The organism is Candidatus Enterococcus avicola, from assembly GCF_047470845.1.
In the GTDB taxonomy this organism is placed as follows: domain Bacteria; phylum Bacillota; class Bacilli; order Lactobacillales; family Enterococcaceae; genus Enterococcus_D; species Enterococcus_D casseliflavus.
Map to the genome: position 1 here is coordinate 1 of NZ_JBLGTY010000020.1, position 20,928 is coordinate 20,928.

19 protein-coding genes and 1 other annotated feature are annotated in these 20,928 nt (G+C 41.9%); of the genes, 18 read left to right on the forward strand and 1 reads right to left on the reverse strand.

What is annotated here, in order from left to right; genetic code table 11:
• Positions 1–196 precede the first annotated feature (196 nt).
• Entirely contained in the window at positions 197–1,642 is a 1,446-nt protein-coding gene (gene cls / locus ACI3E5_RS14060; RefSeq protein WP_005228785.1) for a cardiolipin synthase, read from the forward strand.
• 64 nt (positions 1,643–1,706) lie between these two features.
• On the opposite strand, the gene ACI3E5_RS14065 is transcribed toward cls, so the two are convergent.
• A complete protein-coding gene (locus tag ACI3E5_RS14065) occupies positions 1,707–1,826 on the reverse strand; it encodes a DUF4044 domain-containing protein (RefSeq protein WP_005237290.1) in 120 nt (39 codons plus the stop codon).
• Between the two features lie 332 nt (positions 1,827–2,158).
• Here ACI3E5_RS14065 and ACI3E5_RS14070 point away from each other — a divergent pair, with 332 nt between their 5' ends.
• The 17 genes from ACI3E5_RS14070 (at position 2,159) to ileS (ending at position 20,647) form a co-directional block, all read left to right on the forward strand.
• Positions 2,159–2,527: a DUF3397 domain-containing protein gene (locus ACI3E5_RS14070; protein WP_005228786.1), complete on the forward strand. Its 369-nt coding sequence runs from the start codon at positions 2,159–2,161 to the stop codon at positions 2,525–2,527.
• A gap of 198 nt (positions 2,528–2,725) precedes the next feature.
• A complete protein-coding gene (gene mraZ / locus ACI3E5_RS14075; RefSeq protein WP_005228792.1) occupies positions 2,726–3,157 on the forward strand; it encodes a division/cell wall cluster transcriptional repressor MraZ in 432 nt (143 codons plus the stop codon).
• A gap of 25 nt (positions 3,158–3,182) precedes the next feature.
• The gene (gene rsmH / locus ACI3E5_RS14080; protein WP_005228794.1) at positions 3,183–4,142 is read left to right on the forward strand and encodes a 16S rRNA (cytosine(1402)-N(4))-methyltransferase RsmH; all 960 of its coding nucleotides are present in this window, start codon (positions 3,183–3,185) and stop codon (positions 4,140–4,142) included.
• Between the two features lie 5 nt (positions 4,143–4,147).
• Positions 4,148–4,567, forward strand: a complete 420-nt coding sequence (gene ftsL / locus ACI3E5_RS14085) for a cell division protein FtsL (RefSeq protein ID WP_005228796.1) — start codon at positions 4,148–4,150, stop codon at positions 4,565–4,567.
• Complete coding sequence (locus ACI3E5_RS14090) at positions 4,568–6,763, forward strand: penicillin-binding transpeptidase domain-containing protein (RefSeq protein WP_087627818.1); 2,196 nt, start codon at positions 4,568–4,570, stop codon at positions 6,761–6,763.
• Positions 6,764–6,782: 19 nt separating this feature from the next.
• The gene (mraY, locus tag ACI3E5_RS14095) at positions 6,783–7,745 is read left to right on the forward strand and encodes a phospho-N-acetylmuramoyl-pentapeptide-transferase (RefSeq protein WP_010749769.1); all 963 of its coding nucleotides are present in this window, start codon (positions 6,783–6,785) and stop codon (positions 7,743–7,745) included.
• A gap of 12 nt (positions 7,746–7,757) precedes the next feature.
• A complete protein-coding gene (gene murD, locus ACI3E5_RS14100) occupies positions 7,758–9,116 on the forward strand; it encodes a UDP-N-acetylmuramoyl-L-alanine--D-glutamate ligase (RefSeq protein WP_142964654.1) in 1,359 nt (452 codons plus the stop codon).
• A 15-nt stretch (positions 9,117–9,131) separates the two neighbouring features.
• Entirely contained in the window at positions 9,132–10,226 is a 1,095-nt protein-coding gene (gene murG / locus ACI3E5_RS14105) for an undecaprenyldiphospho-muramoylpentapeptide beta-N-acetylglucosaminyltransferase (RefSeq protein ID WP_010749767.1), read from the forward strand.
• An 86-nt stretch (positions 10,227–10,312) separates the two neighbouring features.
• Positions 10,313–11,296 carry a cell division protein FtsQ/DivIB gene (locus ACI3E5_RS14110; protein ID WP_221693226.1) on the forward strand — a complete coding sequence of 328 codons (984 nt, stop codon included), beginning with the start codon at positions 10,313–10,315 and terminating at the stop codon, positions 11,294–11,296.
• A gap of 153 nt (positions 11,297–11,449) precedes the next feature.
• Entirely contained in the window at positions 11,450–12,772 is a 1,323-nt protein-coding gene (ftsA, locus tag ACI3E5_RS14115; RefSeq protein ID WP_005228814.1) for a cell division protein FtsA, read from the forward strand.
• A gap of 31 nt (positions 12,773–12,803) precedes the next feature.
• Entirely contained in the window at positions 12,804–14,048 is a 1,245-nt protein-coding gene (gene ftsZ / locus ACI3E5_RS14120) for a cell division protein FtsZ (protein ID WP_005228816.1), read from the forward strand.
• Between the two features lie 12 nt (positions 14,049–14,060).
• Complete coding sequence (locus tag ACI3E5_RS14125; RefSeq protein ID WP_074536072.1) at positions 14,061–14,732, forward strand: YggS family pyridoxal phosphate-dependent enzyme; 672 nt, start codon at positions 14,061–14,063, stop codon at positions 14,730–14,732.
• Positions 14,733–14,748: 16 nt separating this feature from the next.
• Complete coding sequence (locus ACI3E5_RS14130) at positions 14,749–15,402, forward strand: cell division protein SepF (protein WP_221693224.1); 654 nt, start codon at positions 14,749–14,751, stop codon at positions 15,400–15,402.
• 26 nt (positions 15,403–15,428) lie between these two features.
• Entirely contained in the window at positions 15,429–15,692 is a 264-nt protein-coding gene (locus tag ACI3E5_RS14135) for a YggT family protein (RefSeq protein WP_005228822.1), read from the forward strand.
• Between the two features lie 18 nt (positions 15,693–15,710).
• Positions 15,711–16,493, forward strand: coding sequence for a YlmH family RNA-binding protein (locus tag ACI3E5_RS14140; RefSeq protein WP_010749763.1), 783 nt, complete (start codon positions 15,711–15,713; stop codon positions 16,491–16,493).
• Positions 16,494–16,513: 20 nt separating this feature from the next.
• The gene (locus ACI3E5_RS14145) at positions 16,514–17,269 is read left to right on the forward strand and encodes a DivIVA domain-containing protein (RefSeq protein ID WP_121260852.1); all 756 of its coding nucleotides are present in this window, start codon (positions 16,514–16,516) and stop codon (positions 17,267–17,269) included.
• Positions 17,265–17,493: a binding site (T-box leader), on the forward strand. Its footprint overlaps the gene before it by 5 nt.
• A gap of 358 nt (positions 17,494–17,851) precedes the next feature.
• Positions 17,852–20,647, forward strand: coding sequence for an isoleucine--tRNA ligase (ileS, locus tag ACI3E5_RS14150; RefSeq protein WP_498821961.1), 2,796 nt, complete (start codon positions 17,852–17,854; stop codon positions 20,645–20,647).
• Positions 20,648–20,928: the final 281 nt, after the last annotated feature.

The following is a 20,928-nucleotide window of genomic DNA, read 5'->3' on the forward strand; positions in this document are numbered from 1 at the left end:
TTTGCTATCTTTTTTTATAAAAAAAGTGTCAGTAGAAAATCCGTAGATTTTCCACCAACACTAAATATTGTAGAACCTGTTTTCTTAAAGTCGATCGTCAAGATCGGCTTTTTTTGTTTCATCACAGTGTTTCTTTACTTTAGGTACTATTTTTTGATATGCTTTAGTAGCGGGAAATCGGGGAAGAGGTGGAGAAATGGTTGTAATGGATAATTTGGTAACCATTTTATTTATAGTCAATATTTTGTTATCAATCATTATCATTTTCAGAGAAAGGCGGCAGACTGCTCAAACGTGGGCCTGGCTTTTGGTCTTGATGTTCATTCCAATCGTTGGCTTTGTGCTTTACTTTTTCTTTGGTAGAGGGATCTCTAAGGAAAAGATCTTTGATATGCGCTCACAGGCAAAGGTGGGGCTGAATGTTGAATTAGAAGAACAAAAGCAAGCCCTCGCTCGTCAGCTGTTTCCGCATCCGCCGACCGCGCAGGTAGAAGTGCAGCAGCTGGTCTACCTGTTGACAGTCTTTGGGCAATCCCTGTATACGACAGCGAATAGTATGACGCTTTATACCGACGGACGGCAGAAATTTGATGCCTTGATCGCGGATATCGAACAGGCAAAAAATCACATTCATATGGAATATTACATTTATCGCAGTGATACATTGGGAAATGAAGTCAAAGAGGCACTGGTGCGCGCGGCGAAGCGGGGCGTAAAAGTAAGAGTCTTATTAGATGCTTGGGGCAGCACCCAAGTATCATTGAAGTTTTTTGATGAGTTGCGTCTACATGGCGGTCAAATTGCCTTCTTCTTTCCTTTATTCGTTCCTTATGTCAATCCGCGAATCAATTATCGAAATCATCGGAAAATCGTGGTGATCGATGGAGAAATTGGCTATACAGGCGGTTTTAATGTGGGAGATGAATATCTAGGGCAAGTGGAAAAATTCGGTTATTGGCGAGACAATCACTTGCGAATTGCCGGTTCAGCTGTCTATTCGCTGCAAAATCGGTTTTTGATGGATTGGAATTCACAACATGCGTTGGAGATCAAATATGATCCTTCCTTGTTTCCTGAAATTAAACAAGTCGGGACAGTTGCAGCCCAAGTCATCACGAGTGGTCCTGATACGGAACATGAAGAAATCAAAATGACCTATCTGAAAATGATCAACTTAGCCAAAAAGGAAATCTTGATCCAAACACCTTATTATATTCCGGATGAAGCCATTCACAATGCCTTGAAATTGGCACTGCTTTCTGGGGTGAAAGTTCATATACAAATCCCTAACAAACCGGATCATCCCTTGGTATATTGGGCGACCTATTCCTTTGCGGCTGAGCTACTGCATTTTGGGGCAGTCATCGAAACCTATGAGAAAGGGTTTATGCATGCAAAAACGATGATCATTGACAGTGGGCTCGTTTCGATTGGTTCAGCAAATATCGATGTCCGATCGTTTCGTTTAGACTTTGAGGTCAATACGATCATCTACGATGCACAACTCGCGACGCAAACGAAAGAAGCGTTTCTGGCGGATTCGATCGATTCTAAGCACTTAACGATCGAAGCGTATCAGCAAAGAAAGCTGACGATCAAAATCAAAGAAGGCTTGGCACGCCTTGTGTCACCCTTGCTGTAAAAAAAGTGCCCTTTTCCAAAAGATGGAAGCCATCATTTTGGAAAAGGGCACTTTTTTAATAGGATTAACCCATAATACTTGTGTATGCTGCTAAGAAAATCGAGCCAACAGTGAGAATAAGCATAGTCCAGATCACGACTTGCGTGATTTTTGCAAAGGTACTTTTTGGTTTTTTCTCGTTCATTCTAATCCACCTTTTAGAGTTATTCTAGTGACAGTTTACCCTCAAATACACAAGAACTCAAGTTGAACCAAGGAGAAATTAAGAAATTTTCAATTTCAGGACAAAAAAAATCATTAGAATGGCAAGATAGACTTGTTGAAGATACGCCCTTCTGTTTTAATAGGTAAAGAAATGCATTCTTCAAGACTTTCAAAAGTCAGCTGGTGAACAAAGAGGCTCCTTAAAAAATTTCATGACTGTCTTATTCCAGCTCAGATTTTTAAAAGAACTGAAACACGGATGTAAAGAAAATAAAGTATAGTGACACTAGTTGTTAGAAAGGATTTTGCTGTATGTCTGGATTTAATCCAATCGTTTTGTTTTGGTATATCTTCCCTGTGCTCGTCTATTTCGCCTGTCGGTTCATTGTTTCCGCGTTGTCCTTGAATGATCGTTACCACGTGAAGGCACCGGATTTAGCAGTACCGTTTTTGATGGTCGGGATTCATCAATTATCAAAGTATACTTTTGATCAAGCGATCACATTGTACTATTTGATCTCCATTTTTTTATTAGGGATTCTGCTGGCAGTTTTTCAGGCATATTACTATGAGGAGATCCAATATGGTCGCTATTTAAAGATGTATTGGCGTAGTATTTTTCTATTTACGATCATTTTTCATGTCGTTTTGATCATTCTAAATATTGTTAGTTACTTATAGTGTTTTGACTCTTGATAAACGCCCATTTTTTCACTTAAAGTTTTTTTAAAAACTTTAAGTAGTCGGTTTTCCTCTTTTTCCTCATTTGGTAAAGAAAAGTCAAACAACTTCCCTTTCAAATTTCATATAATTTGTGGTAGAAAGTGGGGGATTGTGGTAGACTGTGAATATCAGGTGGAGATCGGGGGTTATTTATCGATGTTTATGGGTGAATTTCAACATTCGATAGATGCAAAAGGCCGACTAATCGTCCCTTCAAAACTACGAGAAAAACTCGGAGAAAAATTTGTTGTGACACGTGGATTAGATGGCTGTTTATTTGGCTACCCCTTATCTGAATGGGAAAAACTTGAAGAAAAACTAAACGAAATGCCTTTAGCGAAAAAGGACGCTCGGACATTTGTCCGCTTCTTTTATTCTGCTGCAACAGAGTGCGAAATCGATAAACAAGGACGAATCAATATCCCTGTTACATTGAGAAATCATGCAGACCTTACCAAAAGCTGTGTGATCATCGGCGTTTCAAACCGAATCGAGATTTGGGATGAAACGCGTTGGCAAGCATTCTCTGAAGAAGCAGAAGAAAACTTTGATGAAATTGCTGAAACAATGATTGATTTTGGCTTATAGGCTTGATAGGAAGAGGAAAAAACACATGGCAGATTTTCAACACTACACCGTTATGCTACAGGAGACCGTTGATGGGTTAAAGATTCGTCCAGAAGGCGTCTATGTCGATTGTACATTAGGTGGAGCCGGTCATAGTGAATATTTATTGTCGCAACTGTCTGAAGAGGGACATCTCTTTGCTTTTGATCAAGACCAAACTGCTATCGATCATGCGAAAGAACGTTTAGCACCATATGTTGCTAAAGGAATGGTTACGTTCATTAAAAGTAATTTCCGCTATTTAAAGGAAGCATTGCATCAACACGGTGTGAGCCGAGTCGATGGGATTTTGTACGATTTAGGTGTTTCCTCACCCCAATTAGATGAAGCCGAACGCGGCTTTAGCTACCACCAAGATGCACCGCTGGATATGCGGATGGATCAAACTGCAGCATTGACTGCCTATGAAGTAGTCAATCAATTCGACTACCACCAATTAGTCAAAATCTTCTTCCGTTATGGAGAAGAAAAATTCTCGAAACAAATCGCTCGTGAAATCGAGCGGGTGCGACAAGATCATCCAATCGAAACAACGGGTGAGTTGGTCGATATCATCAAAACAGCCATTCCTGCGCCAGCAAGAAGAAAAGGCGGACACCCTGCAAAACGGGTTTTCCAAGCCATTCGCATTGCAGTCAATGATGAGCTAGGTGTGATTGAAGAATCACTTGAACAAGCGATTCATCTTTTAGCAGTCAACGGACGTGTGAGTGTCATCACGTTTCACTCTTTAGAAGATCGCATCGTGAAATCGATGTTCAAGGAATACAGCACACCGAAGGATATGCCGCCAGGTTTGCCGATGATACCAGAAGAATTCCAACCAACACTTAAACTTATAACAAGAAAACCACTACTTCCAACTGAGGAAGAAGTAGCTGAAAATAATCGTTCTCGCAGTGCGAAACTGCGAATCGCGGAAAAAATCAAGGAAAGCGAAGGGTAACAACTATGGCAGAACTAAAAGTTCATGACTATGAATTCAGAGAACCACTTGAATCACAACCTATGGAACACTCTGAACCGACAACTGAAAAACTGCCTACTGATCCCCAGCGTCCTGAGGTCATCCGCGTACCAGCATCTCCGGCTCGTCGGTTAAAAAGCATTTCTACTCTGGAAAAACTGATCGCTGCCTTTGTGATCATCTCTGTATTGACGTTGGCGATCTTGACCATCAATATTCGAACCAATATCAGTCAAGTCGAACACGATATTTCTTTGATCCAATCGGATATCAATGAAAAAACAACACAAGCAGAACAGTTGGAACAAGAGAAAAATGAACTTTCTAAAACCGAGCGCATCCAAAAGATTGCTGAGGATAATGGATTGTCGATCGATGACGGCAATTTAAGGAAAGTGGACTAAATGAAGTTAACAGATAAATTCAAGCAATACTTAAAAAAGAACAATCAAACTACAACGAACAATCGCAAAAAAGTAGGTATTATTCTCTTTGCTACGAGTATTGGATTGTTCTTTTTGTTTGTCACGCGTTTGAGCTACATCGTCATTGTCGGAGATGTCGCTGGGACTTCCTTAGCTGAAAAAACGAAAAATCTTTATGAAGGCAGTGAAGTCATCAAAGCGAAACGTGGAACGATCTATGACCGCAATGGGATTCCAATTGCTGAAGATGTGACTTCCTATTCAATTTACGCTGTTTTGAACCAAAATTACAAAGATGGCAAAAAGAATCTTTTTGCAGAAAAAGCAAACTTCAATAAATTGGGCAAAATCTTGTCGGATGTATTGTCCATCGACCAAGAAACAGCAGTCAATACATTAGAAGAAGGGCTTGAGCAACAATTATGGCGTGTTTCTTTTGGAAGCAAAGGGAACAATATTACATTAGAACAAAAGAATGCGATTGAAGATGCAATGGAAAAAGAAGGGATTGCTGGCTTTCATTTTGACAGTCATCCAGCTCGTCTTTATCCGAATGGTGTCTTTTCTTCTCACTTTATCGGGTATGCTGTTGCCAATGATGACGATACTGGTCTAGTTGGGAAAACGGGACTAGAAGCTGCGTACAATGACGTGCTTTCTGGGACCGATGGCGAGATCGTTTATCAAAAAGATAACAATCAAAATCCGTTGCCAGGAACCGTAGCCGAAACTGTTGCAGCGGTGGATGGAAAAGACGTCTATACGACCATCGATAGTCGAATCCAAAGCTACTTGGAAACGCTGATGGACAGTGTCTTTAAAGAAAACAAACCAGAAAACTTAACAGCGAACTTGATGGATGCAAAAACTGGTGAGATCGTGGCGATGGCGCAACGACCAACCTATAATCCAGAAAATTTGGATTCCATCAATGATTGGCAAAACCTATTAGTTGAGGACAACTACGAGCCAGGATCAACCATGAAGATCTTAACGACGGCAGCAGCGATCGATCAAGGGATCTTTAATGAAAACGAAACTTTTACCCCAAGCCCTGATGGAATGAAACTTTATGATGCAACCATCAACGACTGGGACTTCGGTCAAAAAGGAACACTGACGATGCGCCAAGCACTTTCATGGTCGAGTAATATTGGAATGGTGACCTTGGAACAGCGAATGGCAGATCGTTGGCAGCAATACTTAAAAGAATTTGGTTTTGGTCGCAGTACCTATTCAGGATTGCCTAACGAAAATACTGGGATCACACCAGAGGATAACCCTGTCAGCCAAGCGATGACGTCATTTGGTCAAGCGATTGGTGTGACGAATTTCCAAATGATGCAGGCCTTTACGTCGGTGGCAAATAACGGAACGATGTTGAAACCACAGTTTATTAGTAAAATCGTTGATGGCAATACAGGAGAAGAAACGGTCACACAACCAGAAGAAGTTGGCCATCCCATCACAGCAGAAGCGGCAACAAAAGTACGGGAATATATGCGTGATGTTGTCGAAAGTGAAAATTACGGAAGTGCTTATGGTGTCTATGAACTACCGGGCTACAATATTTCCGCGAAAACGGGGACAGCCCAAGTAGCCGATCCAACGACCGGTAAGTATTTGTCTGGGGGTACCAATTATCTGTATTCTGTTGTTTTGATGTTTCCTTCAGAAGAACCTGAATATATTTTGTATTTGACGATCAAATTGCCAGAGAAGCACGAAAGCACCGTGTTGGGTGAAATTGCCAATCCATTGATGAAACGAGTCATGGATCTGAAAAATTCTGCATTAGAAGATAGTACAACCTCTGGTAGTGAAACGACTGTAGGGGATTATCGTAATCTTGATACAGAATCAGCGGCAACTGACGTTCAAAAAGCTGGGTTGACCCCTGTTGTCATCGGTGATGGCGAGAAGGTCATCGCACAGTCCGTTGACAGCGGCACTTCTATCATGCCTGGCGGACGGGTACTGCTGATTACGGATAGCGACAAGTATTACATGCCTGATACGACCTCCTGGTCCAAAGCAGATTTGATCAAATTTGGCAGTCTGTTGAATGTGGACGTCAGTTTTGAAGGGGACGGCTATTGTACCAAACAGAGCGTGGAGCCTTATACTGAGTTATCGGGACAATCGATCAAGTTTACACTAAGCGAAAACGAATAGAATAATAGGAGAGAACGATATGGAATGGACAGAGATGATATTACCTTTGGCAAGCGGCTTTGCGATCGTAACAGCCGCAATGCCTTTGTTTATCGGCTATTTTCAAATGAAGAAATACGGACAGGAAATACGTGGTGACGGCCCTAAATGGCATAACGTAAAGGCTGGTACACCAACGATGGGTGGGTTTGTATTTTTGATTTCTGCAATGATCACTGCAATTTGGGTAGGGGCATGGCAAAATCAACTGACTGCTTCATTGTTCATTCTTTTGTTCATTACCTTGGTTTATGGTGCATTAGGATTTCTTGACGATTTCATCAAGATTTTCCGCAAAAGAAATATGGGCTTAAACTCGCTGCAAAAATTGATTGGACAAATTTTAGGCGGACTCGTCTTTTACTTTGTTTTTCGAGCGGAAGGCAATGCAGACGTGTTAAATTTCTTTGGGATCGATGTGCCACTGTCGATCTTTTACGGAGTGTTCGTCATCTTTTGGCTGGTCGGTTTTTCAAATGCAGTCAACTTGACCGACGGTATCGATGGTCTGGTCGCAGGACTGGGCACGATTTCTTTTTCAACTTACGCACTGATTGCTTGGCGGCAAGATCAAATTGATGTATTGATCGTTTGTCTAGCAATCATTGGCGGATTGATCGGCTTCTTTCCGTACAATCGCAAACCGGCTAAAATTTTTATGGGGGATGTCGGCTCGCTGGCTTTAGGCGGTCTGCTGGCAGCAATTTCGATTCTTTTACACCAAGAATGGACCCTCTTGCTTGTCGGACTGGTCTATGTTTGTGAAACAGCAAGCGTGATGCTGCAAGTTGCCTCATTCAAATTAACGGGCAAACGAATCTTCAAGATGTCACCCATCCACCATCATTTTGAAATGAGCGGATGGTCTGAGTGGAAGATCGACACTGTTTTTTGGTGTATTGCGTTAGGTTGCTCGTTGCTCACAATAGCCCTTGTATGGTAGGAGATGAAGAAAATGAAAAAAATTAAAACATATCAAAATAAAAAAGTTCTTGTGCTAGGATTAGCGCGTAGTGGATTCAGTGCGGCCAAATTGTTACATGATTTGGGCGCACTTGTGACCGTTAATGACGGCAAGCCATTTGCTGAAAATCCCGAAGCACAAGATCTTTTGGCGTTAGGGGTCAAAGTGATCACTGGCAGCCACCCAATCGAATTATTGGATGAAGGCTTTTCGTTAGTTGTGAAAAATCCAGGAATCCCTTATTCACAGCCCCTTGTTCAAAAAGCTTTAGAGAAAAAAATTCCTGTAATCACGGAAGTGGAGCTAGCGTATCAAATCTCTGAGGCTCCGATTATCGGCATTACTGGTACGAACGGAAAAACCACCACAACGACCATGATCGCCAATGTCTTAAACGCCGGGATGCAAAAAGGGCAGGCACTGCTTTCTGGGAACATTGGGTTTCCTGCAAGTTCCGTTGCTCAAACGGCCAAAGCGGAAGACCGATTAGTCATGGAATTGTCTAGCTTCCAATTGATGGGGATCGATACTTTGCGACCAAAAATCGCCGTGATCACCAATATTTATGAAGCCCATATCGATTACCATGGCAGTCGTCCAGAGTATGTCCTAGCAAAGTGGCGGTTGCAACAGCGAATGACTGCAGATGATTATTTGGTGATCAACTGGAACCAGCCAGAACTAGAAGCACTGTCGGCAAAATCAAACGCGCAAATCATTCCTTTTTCCACCAAGGAAAAAGTAGCAGGCGCGTACATGCTTGACGGTATCCTCTATTATAAAGAAGAAGTGATTATGGCAGCTGATGAACTTGGCGTGCCAGGAGATCATAATATTGAAAATGCATTAGCAGCGATTGCTGTCGGTAAACTTTGCGATATGCCAAACGAAGCCATTAAGCAAGCGTTACAAACCTTTACAGGCGTGCCCCATCGGACTCAGTATGTCACCACCATCAATCAGGTGAAATTTTTCAATGACTCCAAAGCAACAAACATTCTAGCCACAGAAATGGCATTAGGCGGCTTTGACAATGAGAAACTGATTTTATTGGCAGGTGGTCTGGATCGGGGGAACAGCTTTGATGACTTAGTTCCCGCACTAAAAGGGCTAAAAGCCATCGTGTTGTTTGGTGAAACAAAGGAAAAATTAGCCGCTGCTGCTCAAGCAGCAGGGGTAAAAACAATTGAAATGACAGACAATGTTGAAACAGCCGTCCCATTAGCCTTTTCTTTAAGTGCTGCTGGAGATACGATTTTATTGTCACCTGCGAATGCAAGTTGGGATCAATACCCTAATTTTGAAGTTCGCGGCGACAAATTTATGGCGGCAGTAGCAGAACTTAAATAGAAATGAGTGACGGATATGAAAATACTTGTGACTGGCGGCGGTACTGGCGGACATATTTATCCAGCGTTGTCTTTTGTCGATTATGTAAAAGAGATTGACCCGACAGCCGAATTTTTATACATTGGTGCAACAAGGGGCTTGGAAAATAAAATCGTCCCTCCAACAGGTATTCCTTTTAAAACATTAGAAATCCAAGGCTTTAAGCGTAAGTTGTCCTTCGATAATGTAAAAACGATCCAACTTTTCATGAAAAGTTATTACGCAGCCAAAAAAATCATCAAGGAGTTTCAACCGGATGTGGTGATCGGCACCGGCGGCTACGTTTCTGGCGCGGTGGTCTTTGCTGCAGCGAAGTTGAAAATTCCTACAATTATTCATGAACAAAATAGTGTTCCCGGGATCACGAATAAATTTCTAACCAAATATGTGGACAAAATCGCCATTGCCTTTCACGATGCGTCCCAGTACTTTCCAGCGAAGAAAACGGTGCTGGTGGGGAATCCCAGAGGTCAAGAAGTACGCAACAGTCAAAAGTCAGCGATCTTGTCTTCCTACGATTTAAATCCGGCGAAAAAGACGGTCTTGGTTTTTGGTGGGAGTCAAGGAGCACTGAAAATCAATCAAGCGATCATTGATGCGCTGCCGCTGTTTGCTCAAAAAGAGTATCAGCTTCTCTATGCGTCAGGTGAACGGTATTACAAAGAGATCGAAGAAAAAATCGGCATGTCAAAAGATGCCTTTCCTAATATCAGTATTCGCCCTTACATTGATCAGATGGCAGAAGTGATGGCAAATAGTGATTTGTTGATTGGACGAGCAGGAGCCACATCGATCGCAGAATTCACTGCATTAGGGATTCCAGCGATTTTGATTCCTAGTCCTTATGTGACCAATGACCACCAAACGAAGAACGCCCAAAGTTTAGCCAATGCAGGAGCAGTCAAAATGATTGCCGATCATGAACTAAACAGTCAAAACCTCGTGGAAGCAGTAGACAGTATCATGCAAGATGAAGCCCTTCGTAGTAAGATGGCAAAAGCCTCAAAAGAACAAGGGATCAGCGATGCCTCAGAACGATTATTTCGACTTGTGCAAGAGGTAATCAAATAGTACAATGTGTGGGATAGAAAGGAGCGATTATCATTAGTAAAGACAAAACACCTCATGATGATCAAACCCCCTCGTCAACGGAAGAGTTGACCCCTTGGCAAAAAGAAAATCTAAAGTATTTGCAAGAAAAAGGCAATCAGCCAGCTTGGTCTTCTCCTGCTCCTGAAGAAACAGAAGATACGTCCAAAGACCATGAAGACGAGCAAGAAGAAACATTTTTTGAAGCAGATGAAGCAATGGAAGAGTCTGTTGATGAGAAGGAAGCATTGCCAGAGCCAGAAAAGAAGGCCCGCTCCTTTGCTGATCGGCTGCCTAACCTAAAGGCGTACCGCAACCAAGTGTTGATTCGCCGTTTAGCCTTGATTATTGGATTGTTGATGATTCCTTTATTGATTGTTTTGTATTTCGTTTCGCCCCTTAGTCGTTTGGCGAATGTGGTCGTCAAAGGCAATCATGAAGTATCCGCAGAAGCAATTCTCGAAAATTCGGACCTAACCGTCAATGAAGAGATGTGGCCGCAATTTTTCGAACGTAATCAAAGCGTGTCTGCCATCAAAAAAGAATTGCCACGTATAAAAAATGCCTCAATTTCTCTATCTGGTATCAATCGCTTCGATATCACTGTCACTGAATTTCAAGAAGTTGCTTTACTAGCCCAAGATGGTGGCTATGCGCCGGTTTTAGAAAATGGCGTTGTGTTAGATGAAATCAGTGAGCAGCCAGTGGAAGGATTGCCGGTTTTAGAAAATTTTTCGGCTGAAGATAAAATCAAAGCAACACTTAGTGCCTATCAAGAATTAAGTTCAGAAATTCGCGATGGCGTTTCTCAAATCAAATATACCCCCCGTGACAGCAATGATGAGCTGCTGACTCTCTTTATGAATGATGGCAATCAAGTGATCGTCAACATTTCGAATATGGTGAGTCAAATGCAGTATTATCCGCAAATTGCCAAAGATTTGACCGAGGACAGTATTGTGGATATGGAAGTTGGAATCTTTACTTACCCAATTTCAAATACACAAGAAGACGATGCAGACGAAAATCAAACAGCTGGTAGTGATTCTTAGGAAAAATTCAAGAGTTTTTTTCATTAACTTGTTTCTAAAAAGCGCCATTATATGGTAGAATTGGTAACAGTGAACAAATTATTCGAATGAACTCTAAAAACGGACTGTGATGGTTCGCTATATATCCAATTTAAGTAGGAGGGAACCCCATCCATGGCAAAAACGGGAATGTATGTTGGCCTTGATATCGGTACGACATCTGTAAAAGTTGTAGTAGCCGAATACGTTGACAGCCAAATGAATATCATTGGTGTAGGTAATGCAAAATCAGAAGGAATCAACCGTGGGATCATTGTAGATATCGATAAAACGGTACAAGCCATTCAAAGAGCAGTAAGACAAGCAGAAGAAAAAGCAGGAATTCAAATTCGCAGTGTAAGTGTTGGTGTACCAGCCAATCTTCTTGAAGTGGAAAATTGTCAAGGAATGATCGCTGTCAATAGTGAATCAAAAGAGATCACCGACGAAGACGTGCGTAATGTTGCCTCCGCAGCACTCGTTCGTTCTACCCCTCCTGAAAGACAGATCATTGCTATTTTACCGCAGGAATTTACCGTTGATGGTTTTGAAGGAATCAAAGATCCTCGTGGCATGATCGGGGTTCGCCTAGAAATGTTTGGTGTTGTGTATACAGGACCAAAAACCATCATTCACAACATTCGCAAATGTGTTGAAAAATCTGGTCTGATTGTTAATGAAGTAGTCATTACGCCATTAGCACTAACGGAATCGATTTTATCAGACGGTGAAAAAGATTTTGGTACGATCGTCATCGACATTGGTGGCGGCCAAACAACCACAGCAGCGATGCACGACAAGCAATTGAAATTCACCCATGTGAACCAAGAGGGCGGCGAATTTGTCACAAAAGACATTTCGACGGTTTTAAATACCTCTTTCAACAATGCAGAAGCATTGAAGATCAATTATGGGGATGCGTATCCTGAACGCACTTCAGCCAGTGAAGAATTTCCAGTTGATGTGATCGGGAAATCAGAACCAGTGAAAATCGATGAACGCTATTTATCAGAAATCATTGAAGCCCGTATGGAACAAATCTTCACCAAATCAAAAGAAGTCCTAGACGAAATCGATGGGCTTGATTTACCGGGTGGCGTGATCTTGACTGGTGGCGCTGCAAGTCTTCCTGGTGTCGTAGATCTTGCTCAAGAAGTATTCGAAACAAACGTCAAGCTTTACGTTCCTAATCATATGGGACTTAGAAATCCTGTTTTCACGAATGTGATCAGTATCGTTGACTATTCGGCAAACTTAAGCGAAGTGTACCAGCTTGCCAAAAGTGCGATCACTGGTGAAAAAACAGTGGCGCAACAGCCCGTTGCTATTCAACAACAAGAAGTGCATTACGAACAATATGAAGCGCCAGAAGAAACTTATGAAGAAGCAGAAGAAGAGAAAAAAGGTGAGTCGATCACAAACCGAGTAAAAGATTTCTTCTCAAATATCTTTGAATAATCTAAAACGATTCTCAGGAGGAAGATAAATTATGGAATTTTCAATTGATAATAACATCAATGACGGCGCTGTGATCAAAGTCATCGGAGTCGGTGGCGGTGGCGGCAACGCAGTCAATCGTATGATCGAAGAAAATGTCAAGGGCGTAGAATTTATTGCAGCCAACACTGACGTTCAAGCGTTAAAAAACTCAAAAGCAGAAACAGTCATTCAATTAGGCCCTAAATATACCCGCGGACTTGGTGCTGGCTCTCAACCAGAAGTTGGTCAAAAAGCAGCGGAAGAAAGTGAAGATTCTATTCGCGAATCATTAGAAGGCGCAGACATGATTTTCATTACCGCTGGTATGGGTGGCGGAACCGGAACAGGTGCTGCACCGATCGTAGCGAAAATCGCTAAAGAAATCGGCGCGTTGACAGTCGGTGTCGTTACTCGTCCGTTTACTTTTGAAGGACCAAAACGTGGCCGTTTTGCGGCTGAAGGCATCGCTAAATTAAAAGAGAATGTCGATACCTTATTGATCATCTCAAACAACCGTTTATTAGAAGTTGTTGACAAGAAAACGCCAATGCTTGAAGCATTCCGTGAAGCAGACAATGTCTTGCGTCAAGGGGTTCAAGGGATCTCAGACTTGATCACTGCACCTGGCTATGTCAACTTAGACTTCGCTGATGTGAAAACAGTAATGGAAAATCAAGGCACAGCCTTGATGGGAATCGGTGTTGCTAGCGGGGAAGAACGTGTAATCGAAGCAACGAAAAAAGCGATCTCTTCACCATTACTAGAAACGTCGATCGATGGCGCAGAACAAGTGCTATTGAACATCACTGGCGGATTGGATATGACTTTATTTGAAGCACAAGATGCTTCTGATATCGTCGCTCATGCGGCAACAGGCGACGTAAACATTATCTTAGGTACATCAATCAATGAAGACTTAGGCGATGAGATCCGTGTGACTGTCATTGCAACCGGCATTGACCCTTCAAAAAAAGAACGGGGTTCTCGCTCTAGCAGACAAAGCCAAGGTCAAATTCATTCTATCCCTCAAAAACCAACATTAGATATGGATCAAGCACGGCCAGCGCAAGCAGAAGAAAGCAATGGTTTCGGTGATTGGGATATCCGTAAAGAACAAAATGTACGACCTAAAGTAGAAGAAAACACATTTGAAAATGTAGAAAAGAAAGAATTCGATACCTTCAGCCGTGATGAAGTACGTTCGAATGATGACGACGAATTAAGCACACCACCATTTTTCCGTCGTAAACGCTAGGGGGCAGAGCACATGATTTCTGAGAACTTGCACAAGATTCAGCAAGAGATACAGGATTCCTGTGCTCTTGTTTCTAGAAATGCCAATGATGTCTGTTTGACAGCTGTGACAAAATCCGTCGATACAGAAACAACAAGAGTCCTTTTAGAAAATGGTGTGCGGGATTGTGCAGAAAATCGAGTAGAAAAACTACTTGAAAAGAAGGCAGCACTAAAGGATTATCCAGATGTCCGTTGGCATTTTATTGGCAATTTGCAACGCAGAAAGGTAAAATCAATTATAAATGAGATTGATTTTTTCCATGCGTTAGATTCAATCAAACTGGCACAAGAAATTCAAAAACGAGCAGAGCATCCGATCAACTGCTTTGTGGAAGTGAATGTTTCGCAGGAAGCAACGAAACAAGGGATTTTTGTTGAAGAGGTAATGGCTTTTATTGAAGCACTTGCTTCGTTCGACAAAATTCGTGTTGTTGGATTGATGACGATGGCCCCGCTCACTGCTTCCAAAGACGAGCAGCATCAGATTTTTAAAGAATTAAAAAGGATTCAACAACAGATCGCTGACCTGCATCTTACACATGCCCCTTGCTTAGAAACGAGTATGGGAATGAGTAATGATTTTCCCATTGCGATTCAAGAAGGTGCAACATTTATTCGTGTAGGAACAGCATTATTTCAATAAAAAAGGAGGTTGACCGATGTCGCTCAAAGAGAAACTGACCAATTTTTTTGGATTGACTGACGAAGAAGATTACTACGAAGAAACATTTGCCACGGAAGAACCGGCACGCACAGCGTCTAAACAAGCTGTGAACCAAGGAGGAGCTTTTACAGCCCCCAGAGCAACCACGAATACGTATGCATCTGGCCAAGCGGCAACACGTACAACAAGTCAACCACAAAATCAAGCCTATCAATACAGACAGCAATCACAAGCAGCTGTCTATCAACAAGCCTCAGCTGCGGCTGAACGGGTAAGACCGGTGACGAAGACGGAAGAAAAAGTCGTTTCGATGGCACAACAAAGAAGCAATACGAGAGTCAAAGAAACAAAAGCAAAAGGAACACCCGCACAAGCAGCTGGTAAAATAACGATCGTAGAGCCACGCGTCTATTCCGAAGCGATGGGGATTGCCAAGCAGGTCATCAATGGGGATGCTGTACTTGTTAATTTTCATTTAATTGAAGAGTACCAAGCTCGTCGAATAGTTGATTTTTTAACAGGAACAGTGTACGCTGAAGATGGTGATATCAAGCGTGTTGGCGATGAAATTTTTCTTTGCACGCCTAAGGGTATGGAAATTGAAGGCACTGCCCAAACATTAGCAGATACCAATTTTTTTGATATCTAAAGTGAGGAGGAACGCCAATTTTATTTTTGAGATTCGTTAAATTACTAAGTGATGCTGTTTATCTGTATACCATTTTATTAGTGATCTATGCACTTTTGTCTTGGTTTCCAGGAGGGTATCAATCCGCTTTTGGACGTTTCTTAGCAAAAGTGTGTGAACCGTATTTGAGTTTATTTGATCGATTGAAATTAAGTTTTGCTGGTATTGATTTTACGATTGCGTTTGCAATTATCGTCTTACAGCTAGCATCACAAGCATTGATATTGATCTTACAATCAATTTTATTTTAACGTAAGGGGTGGTTATCGGTGAACGCAAATGTCTATCAACATTTTCGAAACGATGAACGCCCTTTTATTGATTCCGCTCAAGGATGGATCGAACAAGTGCAAATGCAGTATGCGCCTTACTTAACTGATTTTTTAGATCCGAGACAAGCGTATATTTTAGAAAGCTTGATTCGTCAATCAACGGATTTAAGCTTCCGCTTTTTTGGTGGTTACGAAGCTGCTGAAAGACGACGTTGTTTGATTTATCCCGATTATTATGAGCCCACCACCGATGAGTTTGACATGACTTTGTTTACGATTCAATACCCGAAAAAATTTACGGTGTTGAGTCATGGAAAAGTTTTAGGCACGTTAATGGGGACTGGAGTCAAGAGGGAATACTTTGGAGACATTCTTTCCGATGGTGAAATATGGCAAGTATTCGTTGCCGCTGAAGTCAGTCATTTTATCCAACTCCAAGTGGATAAAATCGGAAACGTATCGGTGCGCTTGGAAGAAACAAAATACACCGAGTTGATCGTTCCTAAAGATGGCTGGACCGAGGAAAGAGAAACGGTTAGTTCATTGCGTCTTGATACAGTGATCTCTGCCGTATACAACATCTCACGTCAGCGTTCGAAACAGTTGATCGAATCAGGAAAAGTAAAAGTAAACTGGACAGAAGCACTACGACCAGATTTTGTTCTGGATTTACTGGATATCGTTTCAGTAAGAGGATTTGGTCGGATTCAAATACAGGGGTTAGAAGGAACCACGAAAAAAGAAAAAGTTAGATTGTTATTAGGTGTATTACGTAAATAAATCAAAGAGGTGTATAGAATATGGCATTAACTCCATTAGACATTCAAAATAAAAACTTTTCAGTAAAAATGAGAGGATACAACCAAGACGAAGTCGATGACTTTTTGGATATGATCGTCCGCGATTATGAAGAAGCGGTTCAACGCAATCGCGAGTTAGAGAAATCATTGAAACACGCCGAAGAAAAACTAGAGTATTTCAATGAACTGAAAGACGCCTTGAACCAATCCATCATCGTGGCTCAAGATACCGCGGATAAAGTAAAAACAAGCGCAAGCAAAGAATCAGAAGTGATTGTTACGTCTGCGCAAAACCGTGCGGATGAAATGGTTGCTACTGCAGAAAAACATGCCCATGCCTTGATGACCTCAGCAGAAGAAAAAGCCAAAGAGATTTTGACAGATGCAACAAATAATGCACGTCAATTGGCGACAGAAACAAATGACTTGAAGAAGAAAACCAGAGTCTTCCACAACAACTTATTGGTTATGTTACAAACCCAATTAGAACAAGTGAAGAGCCCTGAGTGGGAAGAAATTTTGGCGCCATTTTCAAGCTATGTGCAAGATTCCCATCAAGTAATCAGAGAAGTTTTATCAAAAGAACTTGACAGTGAAAATGGTTCTGGAGTAAACTCAGAAGCAGTGGACACATTTGATGTGGACGTTGTTGAATCAGATGAAAAAATCGTCGATGTAAGCGAAAGCCCTGAAGTGAAAACATTAGATGATGCAAGAAACTTATTAGACGAATTGAACAAAACAGATAACAACTAAGACACAGAACAGAAAAATTTCTTATAATTTTCAAGCGAGTTTGGGAGAGTGGAAGCCAAATAAAACCCTGTAAGAAATCAGATCATCTGTGAGTTGCGTTCTTTAAAGAGCTGACTTTTTAAAGACTCGAGTAGAGAACGACGCCTGATCCCGTTACCGATCATCAAAGAATTGTCAAATGACAATTAAATTTGGGTGGTACCACGAACACGTTCGTCCCTTGCCAGGGACGGACGTGTTTTTTGCTGTGAATCACTATGATTGGCTTGCGAAGCAAGACAGAATAGATGATGAACAGTACTAGGCGACCGCCGGGAGCGTAGTAACCTTACTAGGAATCACTAGGATTGGTCCGCAAAGCGGAACAGAGCAGATGATGAACAGTACTAGGCGACTGCTGGGAGCGTAGTAACCCTACTAGTAATCACTAGGATTGATTTTTAAAATCAGTGGGACCTAAACAAAAGAAAGTCATGGCAACCTATCCATTTTGATACGTTCAATAGAAGCAATTGATTGGTCGAGTCAATGGATTTAGAAATTATACGGAAACGTAGTGAGACGAAAAGGAGCGAAACAAGAATGAAAATGAAAGAAACACTGCATCTTGGAAAAACCGCTTTTCCAATGCGAGGCAACTTGCCGAACCGCGAAGTGGATTGGCAAAAAGAATGGGAAGAAAATCGATTGTATCAACGCCGTCAAGAATTAAATGAAGGCAAGCCAACCTTTGTCTTACACGATGGTCCTCCTTATGCAAATGGGAACATCCATATTGGACACTCATTGAACAAAATCAGTAAAGACATTATCGTACGTTCCAAATCAATGTCAGGTTTCCGTTCCCCTTATGTACCTGGTTGGGATACCCATGGTTTGCCGATCGAGCAAGTGTTGACGAATAAAGGAATCAAGCGTAAAGAAATGAGCTTGGCAGAATACCGCAAAAAATGTGAAGAATATGCTTTGACACAAGTGGATACACAAAGAGCTGACTTCAAACGTTTAGGGGTTTCTGGTGATTGGGAGCACCCATACATCACACTGACGCCCGATTATGAAGCTGCAGAAATTCGCGTTTTCGGAAAAATGGCAGAAAAAGGCTATATCTACAAAGGATTAAAACCAATCTACTGGTCACCATCTAGTGAATCATCACTAGCAGAAGCCGAGATCGAATACAAAGATGTGAAATCACCATCGATCTATGTTGCTTTCCCAGTCGCAGATGGCAAAGATCTGCTTGATTCAGATACATCTTTTGTTATCTGGACGACGACGCCATGGACCTTGCCAGCGAATCTAGGAATCTCTGTGAATCCAACCTTTGCCTATGTTCAAATCTTGGCTGATGGTCGTAAATTTGTCGTGGCAAAAGATTTATTAGAAACCGTGACGAATGAGATCGGTTGGGAATCTGTCGAAGTATTGCAAGAATTGGCAGGCGATCAATTAGAAAAAATGACGGCGCAACATCCTTTCTATGACCGTACGTCTCTGTTGATGTTAGGGGATCATGTGACATTGGATGCCGGTACTGGTTTGGTCCACACTGCACCAGGACACGGGGAAGATGACTACATCGTCAGCAAAAAATATGGGCTAGATGTCTTATCACCAGTCGATAGCCGTGGGGTCTTCACAGAAGAAGCACCAGGATTTGAAGGGGTTTTTTATGACAAAGCTAATCCAATGATCACTGAGCTTTTAGAAGAAAAAGGGGCGCTATTAAAACTAAACTTCTTTACTCACAGCTATCCACATGATTGGCGGACGAAAAAACCAGTCATCTATCGGGCAACGCCACAATGGTTTGCTTCAATTGATAAGTTCCGTCAAAACATTTTGGATGAGATCGAAAAAGTAGATTGGATCATTCCATGGGGCAAAACCCGTTTATACAATATGATTCGCGATCGTGGAGACTGGGTGATCTCTCGTCAACGTGCGTGGGGTGTACCATTGCCAATCTTTTATGCAGAAAACGGCGAAGCCATCATCACGCCTGAAACGATCGAGCATGTGGCAAACTTGTTTGCTGAACATGGTTCAACGATTTGGTTTGAAAAAGAAGCCGAAGAATTGCTGCCGGCTGGCTTTACGCATCCAGGCTCACCAAACGGTAAATTCTCGAAAGAAACTGACATCATGGATGTTTGGTTTGATTCAGGTTCTTCTCACGAAGCCGTGTTACGTCAACGTCCAGAATTGACGTTCCCAGCTGACATGTATTTGGAAGGTTCTGATCAATATCGCGGGTGGTTCAACTCAAGTATCACAACTAGTGTGGCGATCAATGAAGTCGCACCATACAAAGCCGTCTTGTCTCAAGGCTTCTCCTTAGATGGCGAAGGCCGTAAGATGAGTAAATCTCTTGGAAATACCATTGCTCCAGAAAAAGTGATCAACCAAATGGGTGCGGATATTTTGCGCCTTTGGGTCAGCAGTGTTGACTACGAAGCGGATGTTCGAGTGTCTATGGATATCTTGAATCAAGTATCAGAAGTCTATCGAAAAATTCGCAATACCATGCGTTTCTTATTGGCTAACACGAATGATTTTGATCCAGCAAAAGACAGCGTACCATTTGAAAACTTGCGTTCTGTTGATAAATACATGATGGTTCGTTTGAATCAAACGATCAAAACGATCCGAGAAGATGGTTATGAAAAATACAACTTCTTGCATATTTACCGAACAGTCATCAACTTCTTGACAGTCGATATGTCATCCTTCTATTTGGATTTTGCGAAAGATGTCGTTTATATCGAAGCTGAAAATGATTTCCAACGTCGCGCCATGCAAACCGTCTTTTATCAAACAGCGGTTGCGTTGACGAAATTACTAACGCCGATCATTCCGCATACGGCAGAAGAAATCTGGTCACATTTGAAAGAAGAAGAGGAATATGTCCAATTAGCGGAGTTCCCTGGCTATGATACATTTGCTAACCAAGAAGAGCTGCTTGATTTATGGCGTGCTTTCCTTGATTTCCGTGACAATGTCTTAAAAGCATTGGAAGAAGCGCGTAATGCAAAGCTGATCGGGAAATCGTTTGAAGCAAAAGTGACTGTCTATCCAACCGAACCGGTTGCGGCATTACTAAAAGCCATTGATTCAGATATCGCTCAGTTGCTGATCATTTCACCGGACTTCTTAACGATCAAAGAAGCAGGTGAAGCAGCACCAGAAGCGGCCTATCAATTCGAAGACGTGGCGATCTTAGTGGAAAAAGCCGAAGGTGAAGTCTGCGAACGTTGTCGTCAAGTCCGTGTGGATGTCGGTGTAGAAGAGCAGCTACCAACACTTTGCGGCCATTGCGCAGCCATTGTCAAAGAAAACTATCCTGAAGCGGTTGCAGAAGGCTTTGAAAAATAAAAAAACGGAAAAAGATGATCCTATTGTGGGTCATCTTTTTTTTGAAATCAATTAAGCTTGTTCCTTGAAAATGGGACATAAGCAGCTGTTTGTGACATCCAAATGAGAAAATCCGCGTTAATTGATAACGATTCTCATTTGTTTGCAATAATTTTACGATAGTTTATTGTATAATAAAAAAACCTTATTAGACGAAGATTCCTGCCTGTGATTTACAAGTAACTACTTGTTCAATGGATGTAAGTAACCCTTGAAGGAAGAAAGCAACGAGATCGGATCAA